This is a genomic window from Streptomyces sp. CNH189 (assembly GCF_000527195.1).
Genome location: NZ_AZUS01000014.1, coordinates 1 through 15,192 on the forward strand (window position 1 = coordinate 1; position 15,192 = coordinate 15,192).

General features: G+C 73.6%; 10 protein-coding genes. 6 read left to right on the plus strand and 4 right to left on the minus strand.

The features are described from left to right. Nucleotides 1–480: 480 nt before the first annotated feature. Nucleotides 481–1,029 (minus strand): MarR family transcriptional regulator, encoded by a 549-nt coding sequence (locus tag B100_RS0119420; protein ID WP_024886103.1) that lies wholly within the window; start codon nucleotides 1,027–1,029, stop codon nucleotides 481–483. A 123-nt stretch (nucleotides 1,030–1,152) separates the two neighbouring features. Between B100_RS0119420 and B100_RS0119425 the strand changes: the two genes are divergently transcribed. Further along, on the plus strand, nucleotides 1,153–2,421 hold the full coding sequence (locus B100_RS0119425) for an MFS transporter (protein ID WP_024886104.1): 1,269 nt from the start codon (nucleotides 1,153–1,155) through the stop codon (nucleotides 2,419–2,421). A 15-nt stretch (nucleotides 2,422–2,436) separates the two neighbouring features. Here B100_RS0119425 and B100_RS0119430 read toward each other — a convergent pair whose 3' ends face one another. Further along, on the minus strand, nucleotides 2,437–4,092 hold the full coding sequence (locus B100_RS0119430) for a SpoIIE family protein phosphatase (RefSeq protein ID WP_024886105.1): 1,656 nt from the start codon (nucleotides 4,090–4,092) through the stop codon (nucleotides 2,437–2,439). A 171-nt stretch (nucleotides 4,093–4,263) separates the two neighbouring features. Further along, nucleotides 4,264–5,643, minus strand: a complete 1,380-nt coding sequence (locus B100_RS0119435) for an NAD(P)/FAD-dependent oxidoreductase (protein ID WP_024886106.1) — start codon at nucleotides 5,641–5,643, stop codon at nucleotides 4,264–4,266. A gap of 376 nt (nucleotides 5,644–6,019) precedes the next feature. Between B100_RS0119435 and B100_RS0119440 the strand changes: the two genes are divergently transcribed. Continuing rightward, on the plus strand, nucleotides 6,020–6,754 hold the full coding sequence (locus tag B100_RS0119440) for a TetR/AcrR family transcriptional regulator (protein ID WP_024886107.1): 735 nt from the start codon (nucleotides 6,020–6,022) through the stop codon (nucleotides 6,752–6,754). Between the two features lie 435 nt (nucleotides 6,755–7,189). On the opposite strand, the gene B100_RS0119445 is transcribed toward B100_RS0119440, so the two are convergent. Further along, nucleotides 7,190–9,313, minus strand: coding sequence for an asparagine synthase-related protein (locus B100_RS0119445; RefSeq protein WP_024886108.1), 2,124 nt, complete (start codon nucleotides 9,311–9,313; stop codon nucleotides 7,190–7,192). Nucleotides 9,314–10,051: 738 nt separating this feature from the next. Between B100_RS0119445 and B100_RS0119450 the strand changes: the two genes are divergently transcribed. The 4 genes from B100_RS0119450 (at nucleotide 10,052) to B100_RS0119465 (ending at nucleotide 15,180) form a co-directional block, all read left to right on the plus strand. After that, complete coding sequence (locus tag B100_RS0119450; protein ID WP_024886109.1) at nucleotides 10,052–11,476, plus strand: NsdA family TPR-like regulatory protein; 1,425 nt, start codon at nucleotides 10,052–10,054, stop codon at nucleotides 11,474–11,476. A gap of 92 nt (nucleotides 11,477–11,568) precedes the next feature. After that, nucleotides 11,569–12,792 carry an L-2-hydroxyglutarate oxidase gene (gene lhgO, locus B100_RS0119455; RefSeq protein WP_024886110.1) on the plus strand — a complete coding sequence of 408 codons (1,224 nt, stop codon included), beginning with the start codon at nucleotides 11,569–11,571 and terminating at the stop codon, nucleotides 12,790–12,792. A 60-nt stretch (nucleotides 12,793–12,852) separates the two neighbouring features. Beyond that, complete coding sequence (gene trmB / locus B100_RS0119460) at nucleotides 12,853–13,677, plus strand: tRNA (guanosine(46)-N7)-methyltransferase TrmB (protein ID WP_024886111.1); 825 nt, start codon at nucleotides 12,853–12,855, stop codon at nucleotides 13,675–13,677. Nucleotides 13,678–13,743: 66 nt separating this feature from the next. Next, complete coding sequence (locus B100_RS0119465; RefSeq protein ID WP_024886112.1) at nucleotides 13,744–15,180, plus strand: PrsW family glutamic-type intramembrane protease; 1,437 nt, start codon at nucleotides 13,744–13,746, stop codon at nucleotides 15,178–15,180. The last annotated feature ends 12 nt before the right edge of the window (nucleotides 15,181–15,192 follow it).

The following is a 15,192-nucleotide window of genomic DNA, read 5'->3' on the forward strand; positions in this document are numbered from 1 at the left end:
GTTGAGTTCTCAAGGAACGGACGCTTCCTTTGTACTCACCCTCTCGGGCTTTCCTCCGGGCGCTTCCCTTCGGTCTTGCGTTTCCGACTCTATCAGATCTTTTCGATCCGATTTCCTCGGTGCTTTCCAGGCCGGCGCTTTCGCGCTTTCCCTTTCCGGCGGTTCCGACTTTATCAGATCCAGTTTCTCGCTCTGACCCCCAGTCAGCGGGGCTTGTCTTCCCGGCCCTTGGGCCGTTCCGACGTCTCAAACCTTAGCGGACTCTCTCCGTGTTCCCCAAATCGGGAGTGCGAAATTGAATTCGGACATGCCGATATCGATCCCGCGGGGAGGTCGTGCTGAGGTGTGGTGCCGCTGTCGCGGCGGAAGTGCTGCCGGGGAACCGTTACGGCCCCGTGGCAACCCGAAGAACCTTACGGATCGGGTGGGGGCGCGTCAAGTACCCACGCCCAAGATCTTTCGGCCGGGGTCGGGCCCCGGTCAGTCCAGGTCGGTGAGGCGTCCGCCGGCGTCCGGCTGGGCGTCCTCCACCCGACGCAGGAGGCGGGTGAGGACGTCGCCGAGGGTCGCCCGTTCGTCCTGGTCGAGGTCCTGCAGGAGGTCCGCCTCGAAGACGGTGGCCATCCGCATGGCCTCCTGCCACTTCTCCCGGCCGGCCGGGAGAAGCTCCACGATGACACGCACCCGGTTGTTCTCGTCCCGCTCCCGGGTGACCAGACCTTCCGTGACCATGCGGTCGATGCGGTGGGTCATGGCGGCCGGCGTCAGACCCAGGCGCTTGGCCAGGTCGCTGGGGCCCATGCGGTAGGGGGCGCCGGAGAGGACGAGGGCCTTGAGGACCTCCCAGTCGGCGTTGGTGATGCCGAGCTCGGCGGTCTGGCGGCCGTAGGCGACGTTCATGCGGCGGTTCAGCCGGGACAGCGCGTTGACGATCTTCTCGACCTGGGGGTCGAGGTCCTGGAACTCGCGCTGGTAGGCGGCGATCTGCTCTTCGAGTGTCGGCTCTTCCACGCCGGGGGTGTCGCCCATGCCCCGCAGTATGGCACGACCCTTCTTTGCCTTGAAGTCCTTCTCTATGTACTCTTTAGCTTCGAACTTTAGCTTCTAAGTCTTCACTCCTAACGTGTGAGAGAGGTGAACGTGACCAGGGCGATGGGCGCAGCGATGCGCCGGATCCACGTGGGCAACGCACTCAGCGCATTCGGGCTGGGCTTCACGGTCCCGTACCTGTACGTCTACGTGGCGCAGGTGCGCGGGCTGGGGCCGGTGACGGCGGGGCTCGTCCTCGCCGTCTTCGCCGTGGCCGCGCTGATCGTGCTGCCGCTGGCCGGGCGGGCCATCGTCCGGCGTGGCCCCCTTCCGGTGCTGCTCGCCGCCTTGGTCACCGCCGCGATCGGGGCGCTGAGCCTCGGGCTGTCGGGCAGCGCGGCGACCGTGCTGCTGTCGGCGGCGGCGCTCGGTGCCGGACAGGCGGTCATGCAGCCGGCGCTCGCGACGATGATCGTGGAGTGCTCCGGTCCGGAGACCCGGTCTCGGGCGTTCGCCATGCAGTTCTTCCTGCAGAACCTCGGGCTCGGCGTCGGCGGTCTCATCGGCGGTCACCTGGTCGACCCGAGCAAAGCGGGCTCCTTCACCCTCCTCTTCTCCCTCGAAGCGGCGATGTTCCTGCTGCTCGTCGTGGTGATGGCGACGGTGCGGTTGCCGCGCTCGCCGAGGATCGACGGCGCTCCCGCGCAGTCGGGCGGCAGCAGCTGGAAGCAGCTGCTGGGCAACCGGGCGATGGTGCAGTTGTGCGTGCTGGGCTTCGTGCTGTTCTTCGCCTGCTACGGCCAGTTCGAGTCGGGCCTGAGCGCCTACGGCGTCGAGGCCGCCGGGATCTCCACGTCCGCGCTGGGGACGGCGCTGGCGGCGAACACGCTGGTGATCGTCGTCGCGCAGTTCGCTGTGCTGCGCTTCGTGGAGCGGCGCAAGCGGTCGCGGGTGATCGCATCGGTCGGTCTCATCTGGGCCGTGGCGTGGGCCGTGGCCGGGTACGCGGGCCTGGGCCACGGGAGCCAGACGATGGCGACCGCCGCGTTCGTCTCGACGTACGCGCTCTTCGGGCTCGGGGAGGCGATGCTCTCGCCGACGCTGGCGCCGCTGGTCGCCGATCTCGCGCCGGCCGGCATGGCCGGTCAGTACAACTCGGCCTTCGCGCTGGTGAAGCAGCTCGCGCTGGCCGTGGGACCGGCCGTGGGCGGTCCGCTGGGCGCCTCGCTGCACGCGCCGTACATCGTGGTCTTCCTGTTGTTCTCGCTGGGCATCACCGTGCTGGCCGTGCGGCTGGGGCGGCAGCTCACCGAGGTGCAGGACCATCCGTCGATGGCGCGCAGCCGGGTGGTGGCGCAGGGCGGCGCGGAGCAGGCACCGGCGCGCGCCTGACCGCGCCCCCACCTGTCACACGGCGACGTCGGCGGGCTTGGGCAGCAGGAACTCGCACCAGACCGCCTTGCCGCCACCCGGCGTGCGTCGGCTGCCCCAGGTGGAGGCGATCGTCGCGACGATGGCGATGCCCCGGCCGGCCTCGTCGCCGGGCTCCGCGCGACGGCGCCTCGGCAGGTGGTCGTCGCCGTCGGTGACCTCGATGATCAGGCGGCGGTCGGTGCGGCGCAGCCGCAGCCGCATCGGGGGTGTGCCGTGCTGGAGGGAGTTGGCGACCAGTTCGCTGGTCGCCAGCACGCCCAGGTCGTGCAGTTCGGCGGGGAAACGCCAGCTGGTCAGCACGCCCGACGCGAAGGCACGCGCGCGGGGTGCCGCCTCGACCCCGCCCAGCAGTTCGAGCGCGGCGTTGCGGAACAGCTCGCTCTCCGATCCCGTACGCGCGGGATGCTGCAGGACCAGGACGGCGACGTCGTCGTCGTGGTCCGGGGTGACGCCGGCCGAGCGGACCAGGCGGTCGCAGACGACCTGAGGGCTGCCGGTGGCTCCGGCCAGGGCGCGCTCCAGAGCGGCGATGCCCTCGTCGAGGTCCTCGTTGCGGCGCTCGACGAGTCCGTCGGTGTAGAGGACGGCGGTCGAGCCCGGGCCGAGCGGCACAGACCCCGAGGAATGCATCCAGCCGCCGGTGCCGAGCGGGGGGCCGGTCGGTTCGTCGGCGCGCCGCACGGTGCCGTTCTCGTCCCGGACCAGGATGGGGAGGTGGCCCGCGGAGGCGTACACCAGGCGTCCCTCGTTGGGGTCGTGGATGGCGTACACACAGGTGGCGATCTGGTTGGCGTCGATCTCCATGGCGAGGCCGTCGAGCAGCTGCAGCACCTCGTGCGGCGGGAGGTCGAGGCGCGCGTAGGCCCGCACGGCCGTGCGCAGCTGCCCCATGACGGCGGCGGCCCGCACGCCCCGGCCCATCACGTCGCCGATGACCAGGGCGGTACGGCCGCCGCCGAGGGTGATCACGTCGTACCAGTCGCCGCCGACGGCCGCCTCGGTGCCGCCGGGGTGGTAGGTGGCCGCGATGCGCAGGTCGTCGGGCTCCTCGAGCTCCTGCGGGAGGAGGGAGCGCTGGAGGGTGACGGCGGTCTCGCGCTGTCTGCGCTCGCTGGCGCGCAGCCTCTCGGCGGCCTCGGCGTGGTCGGTGACATCGGTGGCGAAGATCAGCACCCCGCGGCCGTCGCCCTCGCCGGCCGGGGTGCAGGTGAACGTGTAGGAGCGGCCGTCGGGGGCCTTGCGCGACTTCACCGTGCGGGGTTTGCCGCTGCGCAGGACCTGGTCGAGGAGGGGCAGCAGACCCAGCTCGTCGAGCTCCGGGAGCGCTTCCCGGGCGGGCGCGCCGAGCGGGCGGACGCCGAAGGCGGCCGTGTAGGCGTCGTTGACGTAGGCGATGCGGTGCTCCGGGCCGCGCACCAGGGCGACGAGGTAGGGGACGCGGTCCAGGACCTCGCGCACTGCCAGTTCGTCCACCGCGGGCGCGGGGCGCTCCTCGTCGGTGAGCTGTTCGGCGCGGGCCGCGGGCACGGAGCCCTCTCCCCGCCGGTCCGGGGAAACCGTCTGCTCGGTCCGCGCTGCGGCGCGGCGCTGCGTTCCGGGGAGCCGGGCGCTCCAGCGCGTGAAGTTCACGAATCCTTGCCTCGTGTAGTTGTCGGCGGCCGGATACCGGGACCGGCCGGGGCCCGGGGGCCGCACCGGGGGCGGGCCGTCCCGCCCCGCGGTGGTGGCCCAGTCTGGCAGGGTCCGGCCGGGCCGACATCCGCTAGACGCCGGTCCGGCCGCGAGAGTTCCTGGGTCCGGTCAGGACGACCCCTTCGGGTCGTGCGGTGGGTCCTGGGAAGGCTTTCCACCGGCCGCCAGTTCGAACTCCGCCCGAGGATGTTCGAGTGAACCGAGCGAGACGATCTCCCGTTTGAAGAGCCCCGCGAGCGTCCACTCCGCGGCCACGCGCGCCTTCCGGTTGAAGGTCGGCACCCGGCTGAGGTGATAGGTCCGGTGCATCAGCCAGGCGGGATAACCCTTCAGCTTGCGCCCGTAGACCTGGGCGACCCCCTTGTGCAGCCCCAGGGAGGCGACGGAGCCGGCGTACTTGTGGGCGTACGTCTTCAGAGGTTCGCCGCGCAGGGCGTGGACGACGTTGTCACCGAGCACCCGGGCCTGGCGGAGGGCGTGCTGCGCGTTGGGGGCGCACTCCCGCCCTTTCTCCCCCGCGGTGACGTCGGGCACGGCGGCGGCGTCACCGGCGGCCCAGGCGTGGGCGGCGCCCTCGACGGCCAGTTCGGCGGTGCAGCGCAGCCGGCCCCGCTCGTTCAGCGGCAGGTCGGTGGCCGCCAGCACCGGATGCGGCTTCACCCCGGCCGTCCACACGACCGTCCGCGTCGGAAAACGCGATCCGTCGCTCAGTACGGCCACCCGGTCGGCGCAGGACTCCAGGCGCGTCTCCAGACGTACGTCGATGTTGCGCCGCCGCAGTTCGGTGACCGTGTAGCGGCCCATCTCCTCGCCCACCTCGGGCAGGATCCGGCCGGACGCCTCCACGAGGATCCACTTCATGTCCTCGGGGCGGAGGTTGTGGTAGTACCGCGCGGCGTACCGGGCCATGTCCTCCAGCTCGCCGAGCGCCTCCACGCCCGCGTAGCCGCCGCCGACGAAGACGAACGTCAGCGCGGCGTCCCGGACGGCGGGGTCGCGCGTGGAGGAGGCGATGTCCATCTGCTCCAGCACGTGGTTGCGCAGGCCGATGGCCTCCTCGACGGTCTTGAAGCCGATGGCGTGATCGGCGAGGCCCGGGATCGGCAGGGTGCGGGCCACGGAGCCGGGGGCGAGGACCAGTTCGTCGTACTCGATCCGCTGCCCGTCCGTGCCTTCCTCGTCGGTGGCCGGCGTGCGCACGGTGGCCGTGCGCACGCCGTGGTCGACGGCGGTGGCCTCCCCGATGACGACACGGCACCGGTCGAGGACACGACGCAGCGGTACGACGACATGGCGAGGGGAAATGGCACCGGCGGCCGCTTCGGGAAGGAAGGGCTGATACGTCATGTACGGATCCGGGGTGACGACCGTGATCTCGGCGTCGCCTCTCGCGAGCTCCCGTTTCAGCCTTCGTTGCAGACGCAGGGCCGTGTACATCCCGACGTAGCCGCCGCCGACAACGAGAATGCGCGCACGTTCCTTCACCATCCCATGACGCACCCGTCGCTTCCGTTTGTCCACAGCCTCGACGAATTGTGTGACCGGAGGACTTCACCGGCCGTGGTTGGCCGATTTACCGACCCACACCCGATTTCCGCAGGTCACACCGGATGATCGCCACCCATTCGGGGGAACATTCAGGACGTATACGACTCGTGCTCCGATCGAGGGGCGCTCCGTGCGGAACGTGCCCCTTCTGAATTGACTCCCGCTCAACTATGTTCGTGTGTCGACGGGGTGCAGGGGGATGTGCTCATCGGGTCCGCGACGGGCGGGACCGACAGGCCGGTCCCGTTCCACACGCCCCGGTCGTCAATGGCGGGGAGAGTCTCCGGGGGGAGACGTCATTACCGGGGGAATACACATGCATGTTCAGGACTCTCATTGGTCGTCCGCTGTCGCCGCCGGCGCCACGATGAGCGCGGCCTCGGGCGGACGCCCGGGCGGCGGACGCACCACACCGCTGCGCGTGGACGCCCAGCGGAACCTGGAGCACGTGCTGCGCGCCGCGCGTGAGGTCTTCGGCGAGCTGGGCTACGGCGCGCCCATGGAGGACGTGGCCCGCCGGGCCCGGGTCGGTGTGGGCACCGTGTACCGGCGGTTCCCGAGCAAGGACGTGCTGGTACGGCGGATCGCCGAGGAGGAGACCTCCCGGCTGACCGAGCAGGCGCGTGCGGCGCTGGGCCAGGAGGACGAGCCGTGGTCGGCGCTGTCCCGCTTCCTGCGCACGTCGGTCGCCTCCGGCGCGGGGCGGCTGCTGCCGCCGCAGGTGCTGCGGGTCGGTGTGGCGGAGGAGCGGGGTCTGCCGGACCACGCGCGGCTGCCGCAGCAGCGGACGCAGCCGGCGGGGGAGCTGCGGCTGGTGCCGGAGGAGCGGGCGGAGGACGACGCGGGGGCGGCGGAGCTGCTCGACGTCGTCGGTCAGCTGGTGGACCGGGCGCGGGCGGCGGGTGAGCTGCGGGCGGACGTATCCGTGTCGGACGTGCTGCTGGTGATCGCCACGTCGGCACCTTCGTTGCCGGATGCGGCGCAGCAGGCGGCGGCCTCGGCGCGGTTGCTGGACATCCTCCTGGAGGGCCTCCGCAGCCGCCCCTCCTGACCTACGGTCACTTTCCGCCACCCAGGCCGGCACCCGGCGGGGGCCCACGCTCCCACCCGGGCGCCGGCCTGCGTACGTACGCCGCACACACCGGTACCCACATACCACCCGGCGCGGGTGCGGGCCGGGGGGGTGTTCGCGCAGCCCGGCGCTGACGGGTTGCGATGAGCGCGCGCCACGGCGTTGAAGTGGCCGCGTATAGCGGGGAGGGGACGGGGTGGGGGTGGGCGCCCGCAGCGGCTGGCGCCCACCCCCACACCCCACAGGCACGCTTCATCGCGCCGGACCGAGGACGACCACCCCCACCGCGGCCCCGCACCACCCACCACCCCTGGGCGCTGCACCAGCCCCCACCGCACCGCAACCCTGCGCCGCAGGCGTGAAGCCGCAACCCCACCGCACAGAACCCCGCACCGCCCCCGCAGCCCCGAAGCCTCAGCGCGACCCCGCCGCCCCCGCCCCCAGCGCCCCCCGCTGCGGCGCGATCCCCCCCGGCACCGCCCGCTGCCGCGCCGGCGTCCCCGTCCAGCACGTCCCCCTCCGCGCCAGCAGCCTCCGCAGCCACACCTCCAGCGCCACCAGATCCGCCAGCCCGTCCAGCGGCAGCACCTCCCCCTCCGCCGCCCCCCGCAACGCCTTGCGCACCACCCGCGCCTCCACCAGCCCCGCCTCCGCCAACAACGGCGTGTCGAACAGCGAGATCAGCGACCCCGCCGCCACCCGCAGCCCCGTCCGCGCCGCGACCGCCGACGTGGCGGCCCCCGGCGTTCCCCACCCCGCCGGCAGATCCCGCACCCCGGCACCCTCCAGCACCGACCGCAGGATCGACGCCCGGGCCCCCGGCTGCACCCGCAGCGCCTCCGGCAGGGCGCGGGCCGCCCGCACCACCTGGTTGTCGAGGAACGGCGTGTGCAGCCGCTGCGACCGGATCTCCGCCGCCTGCTCCAGCACGCGTACGTCCGCCGCGTACCGCGCCAGCGCCGCCCGCGCCCGGAAGTCCCCGGGCCGCTGCCCCGGCCCGACCTCGGACCGCCAGGTCGACGCCTGGAGGCGAACCGATACTTCAGCCAGCGCCTCACCGGTCAGCCACCGCGCCGCGGGCCCGGGTCTCCCCCAGGTCAGGGCGGCCAGGGAGGCGTCCGCGGCGCCCCCCGGCCCGTCGTCGTCCAGCTTCCGCCGCAGCAGCCGCTCCGCGAGGGACTCCAGCCCCGTCCGGTACGGCGTCCGCGCCAGCCGTCGCGCCGCGGCGTAGACGCGCGCCGGCACCATCACGGACCCGTCGGCCTTGGCGAGGGCGGCGACCGGCCGCACCAGGTGCCGCCGCTTGCGGTCCAGCAGCAGGTCGGCCAGGCGCGCCGGGTGCGCGTCGAGCACCTGCTTGGCGCCGTACCCGGTGAAGTGGTCCGCGCTGCCCGCCGCGAGCCGCGCCCGGTGCCGCGCGGCGGCGACCAGGGACGGCCCCGGCTCGTCGGTCAGCGGCCCGTCCAGCTCGACGTACGGAAGCGTCGACTCACCGCCCGCGACCACCACGTGGTGCAGCCGCGGGTTGGCGGCCAGCGCACCGGCCCGCTCCAGTTCTCCCTCGTCCCGCCCCCCGGCGTCACCGGCCGCGAGGTCGTTGAAGGTGACGGCCAGCAGCCGCTCCCCCGCGCCGGTGCCGTGCCCCAGGACGGTTCCCGGCATCCCGGGGAGCCCGGCGGCCAGCAGGGCGAGCGCCCCCGAGGCCGGACCGCCGGACAGATCGGCGCCGATCCCCGCGACCGGCGTGCCCCGGGCCGCGCGCCGTTCCGCCGGCCCCATCCCGGGTACCGGACCGGGGTCTATGTCGGCCCCGGGGACGTGCCGGGGAGCGGCCAGCCGGGCCCGTACGGCCTCCACCAGCGCGTCCCGGACGGCGTCCACCGCGCGATCGGGGTCGGCGGTCGGGGCGGCGACGGCCAGCGAGGCGACGGGTTCGTACCCGGCGACCTCACGGGCACCGGCGCGCAGGATCAGCGCGTGCCCCGGCGGAACGCGTTTCACGCCGTCGTACGGGGTGGAGTCCTGCAGCGCGGCGGGCACGTCGGGCGCCGCGAGCAGCGCGGCGAGGTGCCCGAAGTCGAGGTTGGCCTCGACGAGGTCGGCGAGCGGCAGGGCGGCGGTGGCGTACGCGGTGCCGCCCGCCCAGGGGGTGTAGAAGACGGGCCGGGCGCCGGCGAGGTCGCCGCACACGGTGACCCGGCGGCCGACCTGGACGACGGCCGTGTAGCTGCCCGGCCAGGCGGTGAGGTGCCGCAGCGCCCCGCCCCGGGCGGCGAAGAGGGCGACGCGCAGCTGTTCGTCGGAGGCCCCGCAGGTGCCCAGGACGGCGATGCGGGTCTGCTCGTCGGACGCGACCACCCGTACCTCGTCGGGGCGCCAGTCGCCGACCGCCCACAGGGGGTCGGGGTCGCCCCACAGCAGATGGGAGCCCACCGGCTGCACGGTCTCGCCGTCGACGCCGGTGGCACCGGCGGAGCCGACGGGGCCGTGGCCCCCGGCCGCCGCGGCGGTGCTGCTCCATCCCACCAACCACCGCATCGCCGCCTCCACAAGCTGTGGACAACCAGTGCACCCTACGAACCGGTTCCCCATGCTGCCATGAAGGAGGCGCTCGGTAACGCCGCCGGAGCGGTGTGTGCTCCGCCGAATGCGCCCCGGCGGATACACGCACCACCGGCGGGAGTTGGCGCCGCACCCACCCGAACACCCGCACGGGACACGGAGATCGTCATCGGTGTGCCCGCCGCCCACCAGGCCACTTCGACGCGAATGCGCCCCCGCAGCGCGCCCCCAAAGCCACCAACGCGCCCTCAACTACCTGGGTAGAAGGGGGGATACGCCGAGAAGAGTGGCATCGATTTTCGGCCATTTCGAAGCGGTGAGATCACACTCGAACACGCTCCGTGCAGGCTCTGCGCACCACCGCGGGGCGCACGGTCCGGGAGACGGAGCACGTCTCCCGGACCGTTCCGCCGCCCGCGGGGATGTAGGCGGCGGTGTTCCCCCAGCCCACTGGATCCAGTACAGCGGGCCGACCCACGCACGGACCATGGAACCGCTCCCGTGATGGCCGGAGAAGAGCGCACGGACGGGCGCACGGCCACACACCGGGAGCACGCCGCAACTGCGCGTATCGGACCCGTACTTCAGTACGGACCACAATCCCGCCATCCGGAAGAATGCCCCTTAACGCTTGGGATGCGGCGAACTACGCTGGGTTTACGAATGCCGCGTGGTTATGCCAGTGCGGCAGCCGTCTGTGTCGAGGGGTGGCGCATGTCCAGGGAGCAACGCGGGCCGAACGAAAAACTCGGCGCCGTTCTCGCCCTCGCGGGAATCTCGAACGCCGGCCTCGCGCGGCGCGTCAACGACCTTGGCGCACAGCGAGGACTGACGCTTCGCTACGACAAGACGTCGGTGGCGCGCTGGGTGTCGAAGGGAATGGTGCCCCAGGGTGCCGCCCCGCACCTGATCGCCGCCGCCATCGGCCAGAAGCTGGGCCGCCCCGTGCCGCTGCACGAGATCGGGCTGGCGGACGCCGATCCCGCGCCCGAGGTGGGCCTCGCCTTCCCCCGTGACGTCGGCCAGGCCGTGCGCAGCGCGACGGAGCTGTACCGGCTGGACCTCGCGGGCCGCCGCGCCGGCTCCGGCGGCATCTGGCAGTCCCTGGCCGGGTCGTTCGCGGTGAGCGCGTACGCGACCCCCGCGTCACGGTGGCTGATAACCCCGGCCGACAGCTCGGTGGCGCGCGAGGTGAGCCCGTCCGACGGCTCCGGCGCACCGCTCAAAGTCGGCCACAGCGACGTACGGAAACTGCGTGAGGCCGCGGAGGACGCCCGGCGCTGGGACTCCAAGTACGGCGGCGGCGACTGGCGTTCGTCGATGGTGCCCGAGTGCCTCAGGGTCGAGGCGGCCCCGCTGCTGCTCGGCTCCTACTCCGACGACGTGGGCCGCTCCCTCTTCGGCGCGGCGGCCGAACTCACCCGCCTCGCGGGCTGGATGGCCTTCGACACCGGTCAGCAGGAGGCGGCCCAGCGCTACTACATCCAGGCCCTGCGGCTGGCCCGCGCGGCGGCCGACGTGCCGCTCGGCGGCTACGTCCTCGCCTCGATGTCGCTGCAGGCGACCTACCGCGGCTTCGGCGACGAGGGCGTGGACCTCGCCCAGGCGGCACTGGAGCGCAACCGGGGCCTGGCCACCGCCCGCACCCTGAGCTTCTTCCGACTGGTGGAGGCACGCGCGCACGCACGCGCCGGTGACGCCCACGCGGCCGGTGCCGCGCTGAAGGCGGCGGAGAGCTGGCTGGAGCGGTCCCGCCCCGGCGACAGCGACCCGACCTGGCTCGGCTTCTACTCCTACGACCGTTTCGCCGCCGACGCCGCGGAGTGCTACCGCGACCTGAAGGCGCCCCGCCAGGTCCGCCGCTTCACCGAGCAGGCGCTGTCGAAGCCGACCGAGGAGTTCGTGCGCTCGCACGGCCTGCGCCTGGTGGTCTCCGCGGTCGCCGAACTGGAGTCCGGCAACCTGGACGCGGCCTGCGAGCAGGGCGTGCGGGCCGTGGAGGTGGCGGGCCGCATCTCCTCCGCCCGCACCACGGAGTACGTCAGGGACCTGCTGCACCGGCTGGAGCCCTACGGCGACGAGCCGCGCGTGGTCGAGCTGCGCGAGCGCGCCCGCCCGCTGCTGATGACGACGGCCTGACCCCTCCGCCGGCCACGGCGGGACCGCCCGGCCCGGGCCTCCCCCTGGTTTGAAGCCGTTGTCAGTGGCGCAGTGCACTATCGACGCGGGAGGTGGCACAGGTGGTGGCGGGGTCGTACGACTGTGACGTGGTGGTGATCGGCGGCGGGATCGTCGGCCTGTCGACGGCGTATGCCCTCGGGCGGGCGGCCCCCGGGACCCGGGTGACGGTGCTGGAGAAGGAGCCCGGCCCGGCCCGGCACCAGACGGGCCGCAACAGCGGGGTGATCCACAGCGGCATCTACTACCGCCCCGGCTCGCTGAAGGCGCGGTACGCGGTGCGGGGCGCGGCGGAGATGGTGAAGTTCTGCTCCGAGTACGACATCCCGCACGCGGTGACGGGCAAGCTGATCGTCGCCACGGCCCGCGAGGAGCTGCCCCGGCTGCACGCCCTGGTGCAGCGCGGCCGGGAGAACGGCCTCGCGGTGCGCGAGCTGTGCGGCGCGCAGATCGCGGAGTACGAACCGGAGGTCGAGGGCCTCGCCGCGATCCACGTCGGCACCACCGGCATCTGCGACTACGGCACGGTCGCCCGCCGGCTGGCGGAGGCGTCCGGCGCCGACCTGCGGTACGGCGCCGAGGTGGTCCGCGTGGACCGGCGCCCCGACCGGGGCGTGGCCGTCCTGACGGCGGCCGGCGACATCGTGCGCGCCCGGATGCTGGTGAACTGCGCGGGACTGCACTGCGACCGGATCGCCCTGCTCACCGGCGACGAGCCCAACGCCCGCATCGTGCCCTTCCGCGGCGAGTACTACGAGCTGGCCCGCCCCGGCCTGGTGCGGGGCCTGGTCTACCCGGTGCCCGACCCGGCGTTCCCCTTCCTCGGCGTCCACCTCACCCGCGGCACGGACGGCGGGGTGCACGTCGGACCCAACGCGGTCCCGGCCCTGGCCCGCGAGGGCTACGACTGGCGGACGGTGCGTCCGCGCGAACTGGGCGCCACGCTGGGCTGGCCGGGCTCCTGGCAGCTGGCCCGCCGCCACTGGCGGTACGGCACCGGCGAGCTGCACCGCTCGCTGTCCAGGCCCGCCTTCGCCCGGGCGGTGCGCCGGCTGCTGCCCGCCGTGCGGGACGAGGACCTGGTGCCGACGGCGGCCGGGGTGCGGGCGCAGGCGGTGCTGCGGGACGGCACGCTGGTCGACGACTTCCTGATCCGGGAGGCCCCCCGCGCGGTGCACGTGCTGAACGCCCCCTCGCCCGCCGCGACGGCCTCGCTGCCGATCGGCCGCGAGATCGCCCGCCGGGCGCTGGACGGCCTCGCCGCGAGCGAGCGATGAGACCCGGGCCGCCGTTCGCACCGTCCCCGTAAAATCGAGGGCACTGTGTCTGAATCCGTGATGAGCACCCCCGAAGCACCGCACGCCGAGATGCCGGCCGGCGAGCCGGCCCGCCGCGCCCGCGCGAAGGGGGAGCCGCGCTTCCCCGACGGCCCGAAGGCCGACCCCGCCGGGTCGCACTTCGAGCGGCGGATCCGCTCCTTCCAGCCGCGCCGCAGCCGGGTCACCGCCGGCCAGGCGGACGCCCTGCAGCGGCTGTGGCCGGTGTGGGGGCTCGACATCGACGGCAGCCGCCGCCTGGACCTGGCCGAGCTGTTCGGGAACGACCACCCCGTCGTCCTGGAGATCGGCTTCGGCATGGGCGAGGCGACCGCGCGGATGGCCGCCGCCGACCCGGGGACCAACGTCCTCGCCGTGGACGTCCACACCCCCGGCCAGGGCCATCTGCTGCACCTCGCCGAGGAGCGCGGACTGAGCAACGTACGCGTGGCGAACGGGGACGCGATCATCCTGCTGCGCGAGATGCTCACGCCGGACGCGCTGAGCGGGCTGCGCGTCTACTTCCCCGACCCCTGGCCGAAGAAGCGGCACCACAAGCGGCGGCTGATCCAGCCCGAGTTCCTCACCCTCGCCGCGACCCGCCTCGCCCCGGGGGCCGTGCTGCACTGCGCCACCGACTGGGAGCCGTACGCGAAGCAGATGCTGGAGGTGCTCACGGCGCACCCCGCCTTCGAGAACACCCGGGCGGACGGCGGTTTCGCGCCGCGTCCGGAGTTCCGGCCGCTCACCCGTTTCGAGCGTCAGGGCCTGGACAAGGGGCATGTGGTGAACGACCTGCTCTTCCGCCGCGTACCGCACGACGACCGGGACGGGGACCGCCGCTGAGACCCCGCGCCCCCGAGGCCCCGAGCCGGCACGCCGCCCTGCCCCTCCCTCGTTAGGGTCGATCCCGTGGCCAGCAGCCCCCCGTACCCGCCGCACCACGGCGCAGCGCCCCGTCCCGGCCCGCGGCACCCGCACTGGTGGCAGCGTCCCGCGGTGCGCTACGCGGCGCTGGTCACCTTGCTTGCCCTGTCCGGGCTGGTGATCCTGGCGCTGGTGCGGGAGCAGACGGGTACGCGGGGCTTCCTGGTCGGGCTGGGGCTGGCCGTGCTGCCGGTGCCGCTGCTCCTGGCCGCGTTCCGCTGGCTGGGCCGGGTGGAGCCGGCCCCGTGGCGGAACCTGCTGTTCGCCTTCGCCTGGGGAGCGTGCGCGGCGGCGCTCATAGCCATCGTGGCGAACAGTTTCGCCACCCGGTGGATCGCGACGACGACCGCCGACCCGGCCGGCGCCGACACCCTGGGCGCGACGGTCATAGCGCCGGTCGTGGAGGAGTCCGCGAAGGCCGCGGCGGTCCTGCTGCTCTTCCTCTTCCGCAGACGCGACTTCACCGGGATCCTCGACGGCGTGGTGGTGGCCGGGGTCACCGCGACCGGCTTCGCGTTCACGGAGAACGTCCTCTACCTCGGCAACGCCTTCGGCACCGACCAGCTCACCGGCGGCAGCGGCATCGCCTCGGTCACCGCGGCGACCTTCTTCGTCCGTATCGTCATGTCGCCGTTCGCGCATCCCCTGTTCACCGTGCTCACCGGCATCGGGTTCGGCGCCGCCGCGCTGGCCACGGACCGGCAGCGGGTGCGCCGGGTGCTGCTGCCGCTCGCCGGGCTGCTCCTCGCGATGGGCATGCACGCGCTGTGGAACGGCTCCGCGACGCTCGGCCAGTTCGGCTTCATCGCGGTGTACGGGGCGTTCATGGTGCCGGCGTTCGGGCTGCTGACCTGGCTGGTGGTGTGGACGCGGCAGCGGGAGCTGCGGACCGTGCGCACGGAGCTGCCCGCGTACGCGATCGCGGGCTGGCTGAGACCCGCGGAGCCGTTCGCGCTCGGCTCGATGCGGGCCCGTCGCCTCGCCCGGCGGTACGCGCGCGAGCACGGCGGGAGGCCGGCGGCGCGCGCGGTCGCCCAGTACGAGGCGTACGCGACCTCGCTGGCGTTCCTGCGGCACCGGGGCCGGACGGGGAAGGCCGGGGCGGACTACGTGACCCGGGAGCGGCAGCTGCTGCTGGAGCTGTGGCACCGGCGCGGAGCGGCCCGCCCGGCGCTGGACCACGCGGCCCGCCTCACGGCGCCCCGCGTTCCGTACGGCGCCGCGTGGGCGGGCCAGGCACCGCACGGCATGTACGGACGGGCCCCCTACGGACAGCCCGCCCCGCACGGCCGGCCCCCATACGGACAGCCCTCGCACGCGCCGTTCCCGTACGGACAGCCCCCGTACGGACAGCCCCCGTACGGGCAGGCGCCCCGGGGTGGGCCGTATCCCGGGTTCGGCGAGAACCCCCACCGCCGCTGACCGCACGGGCGG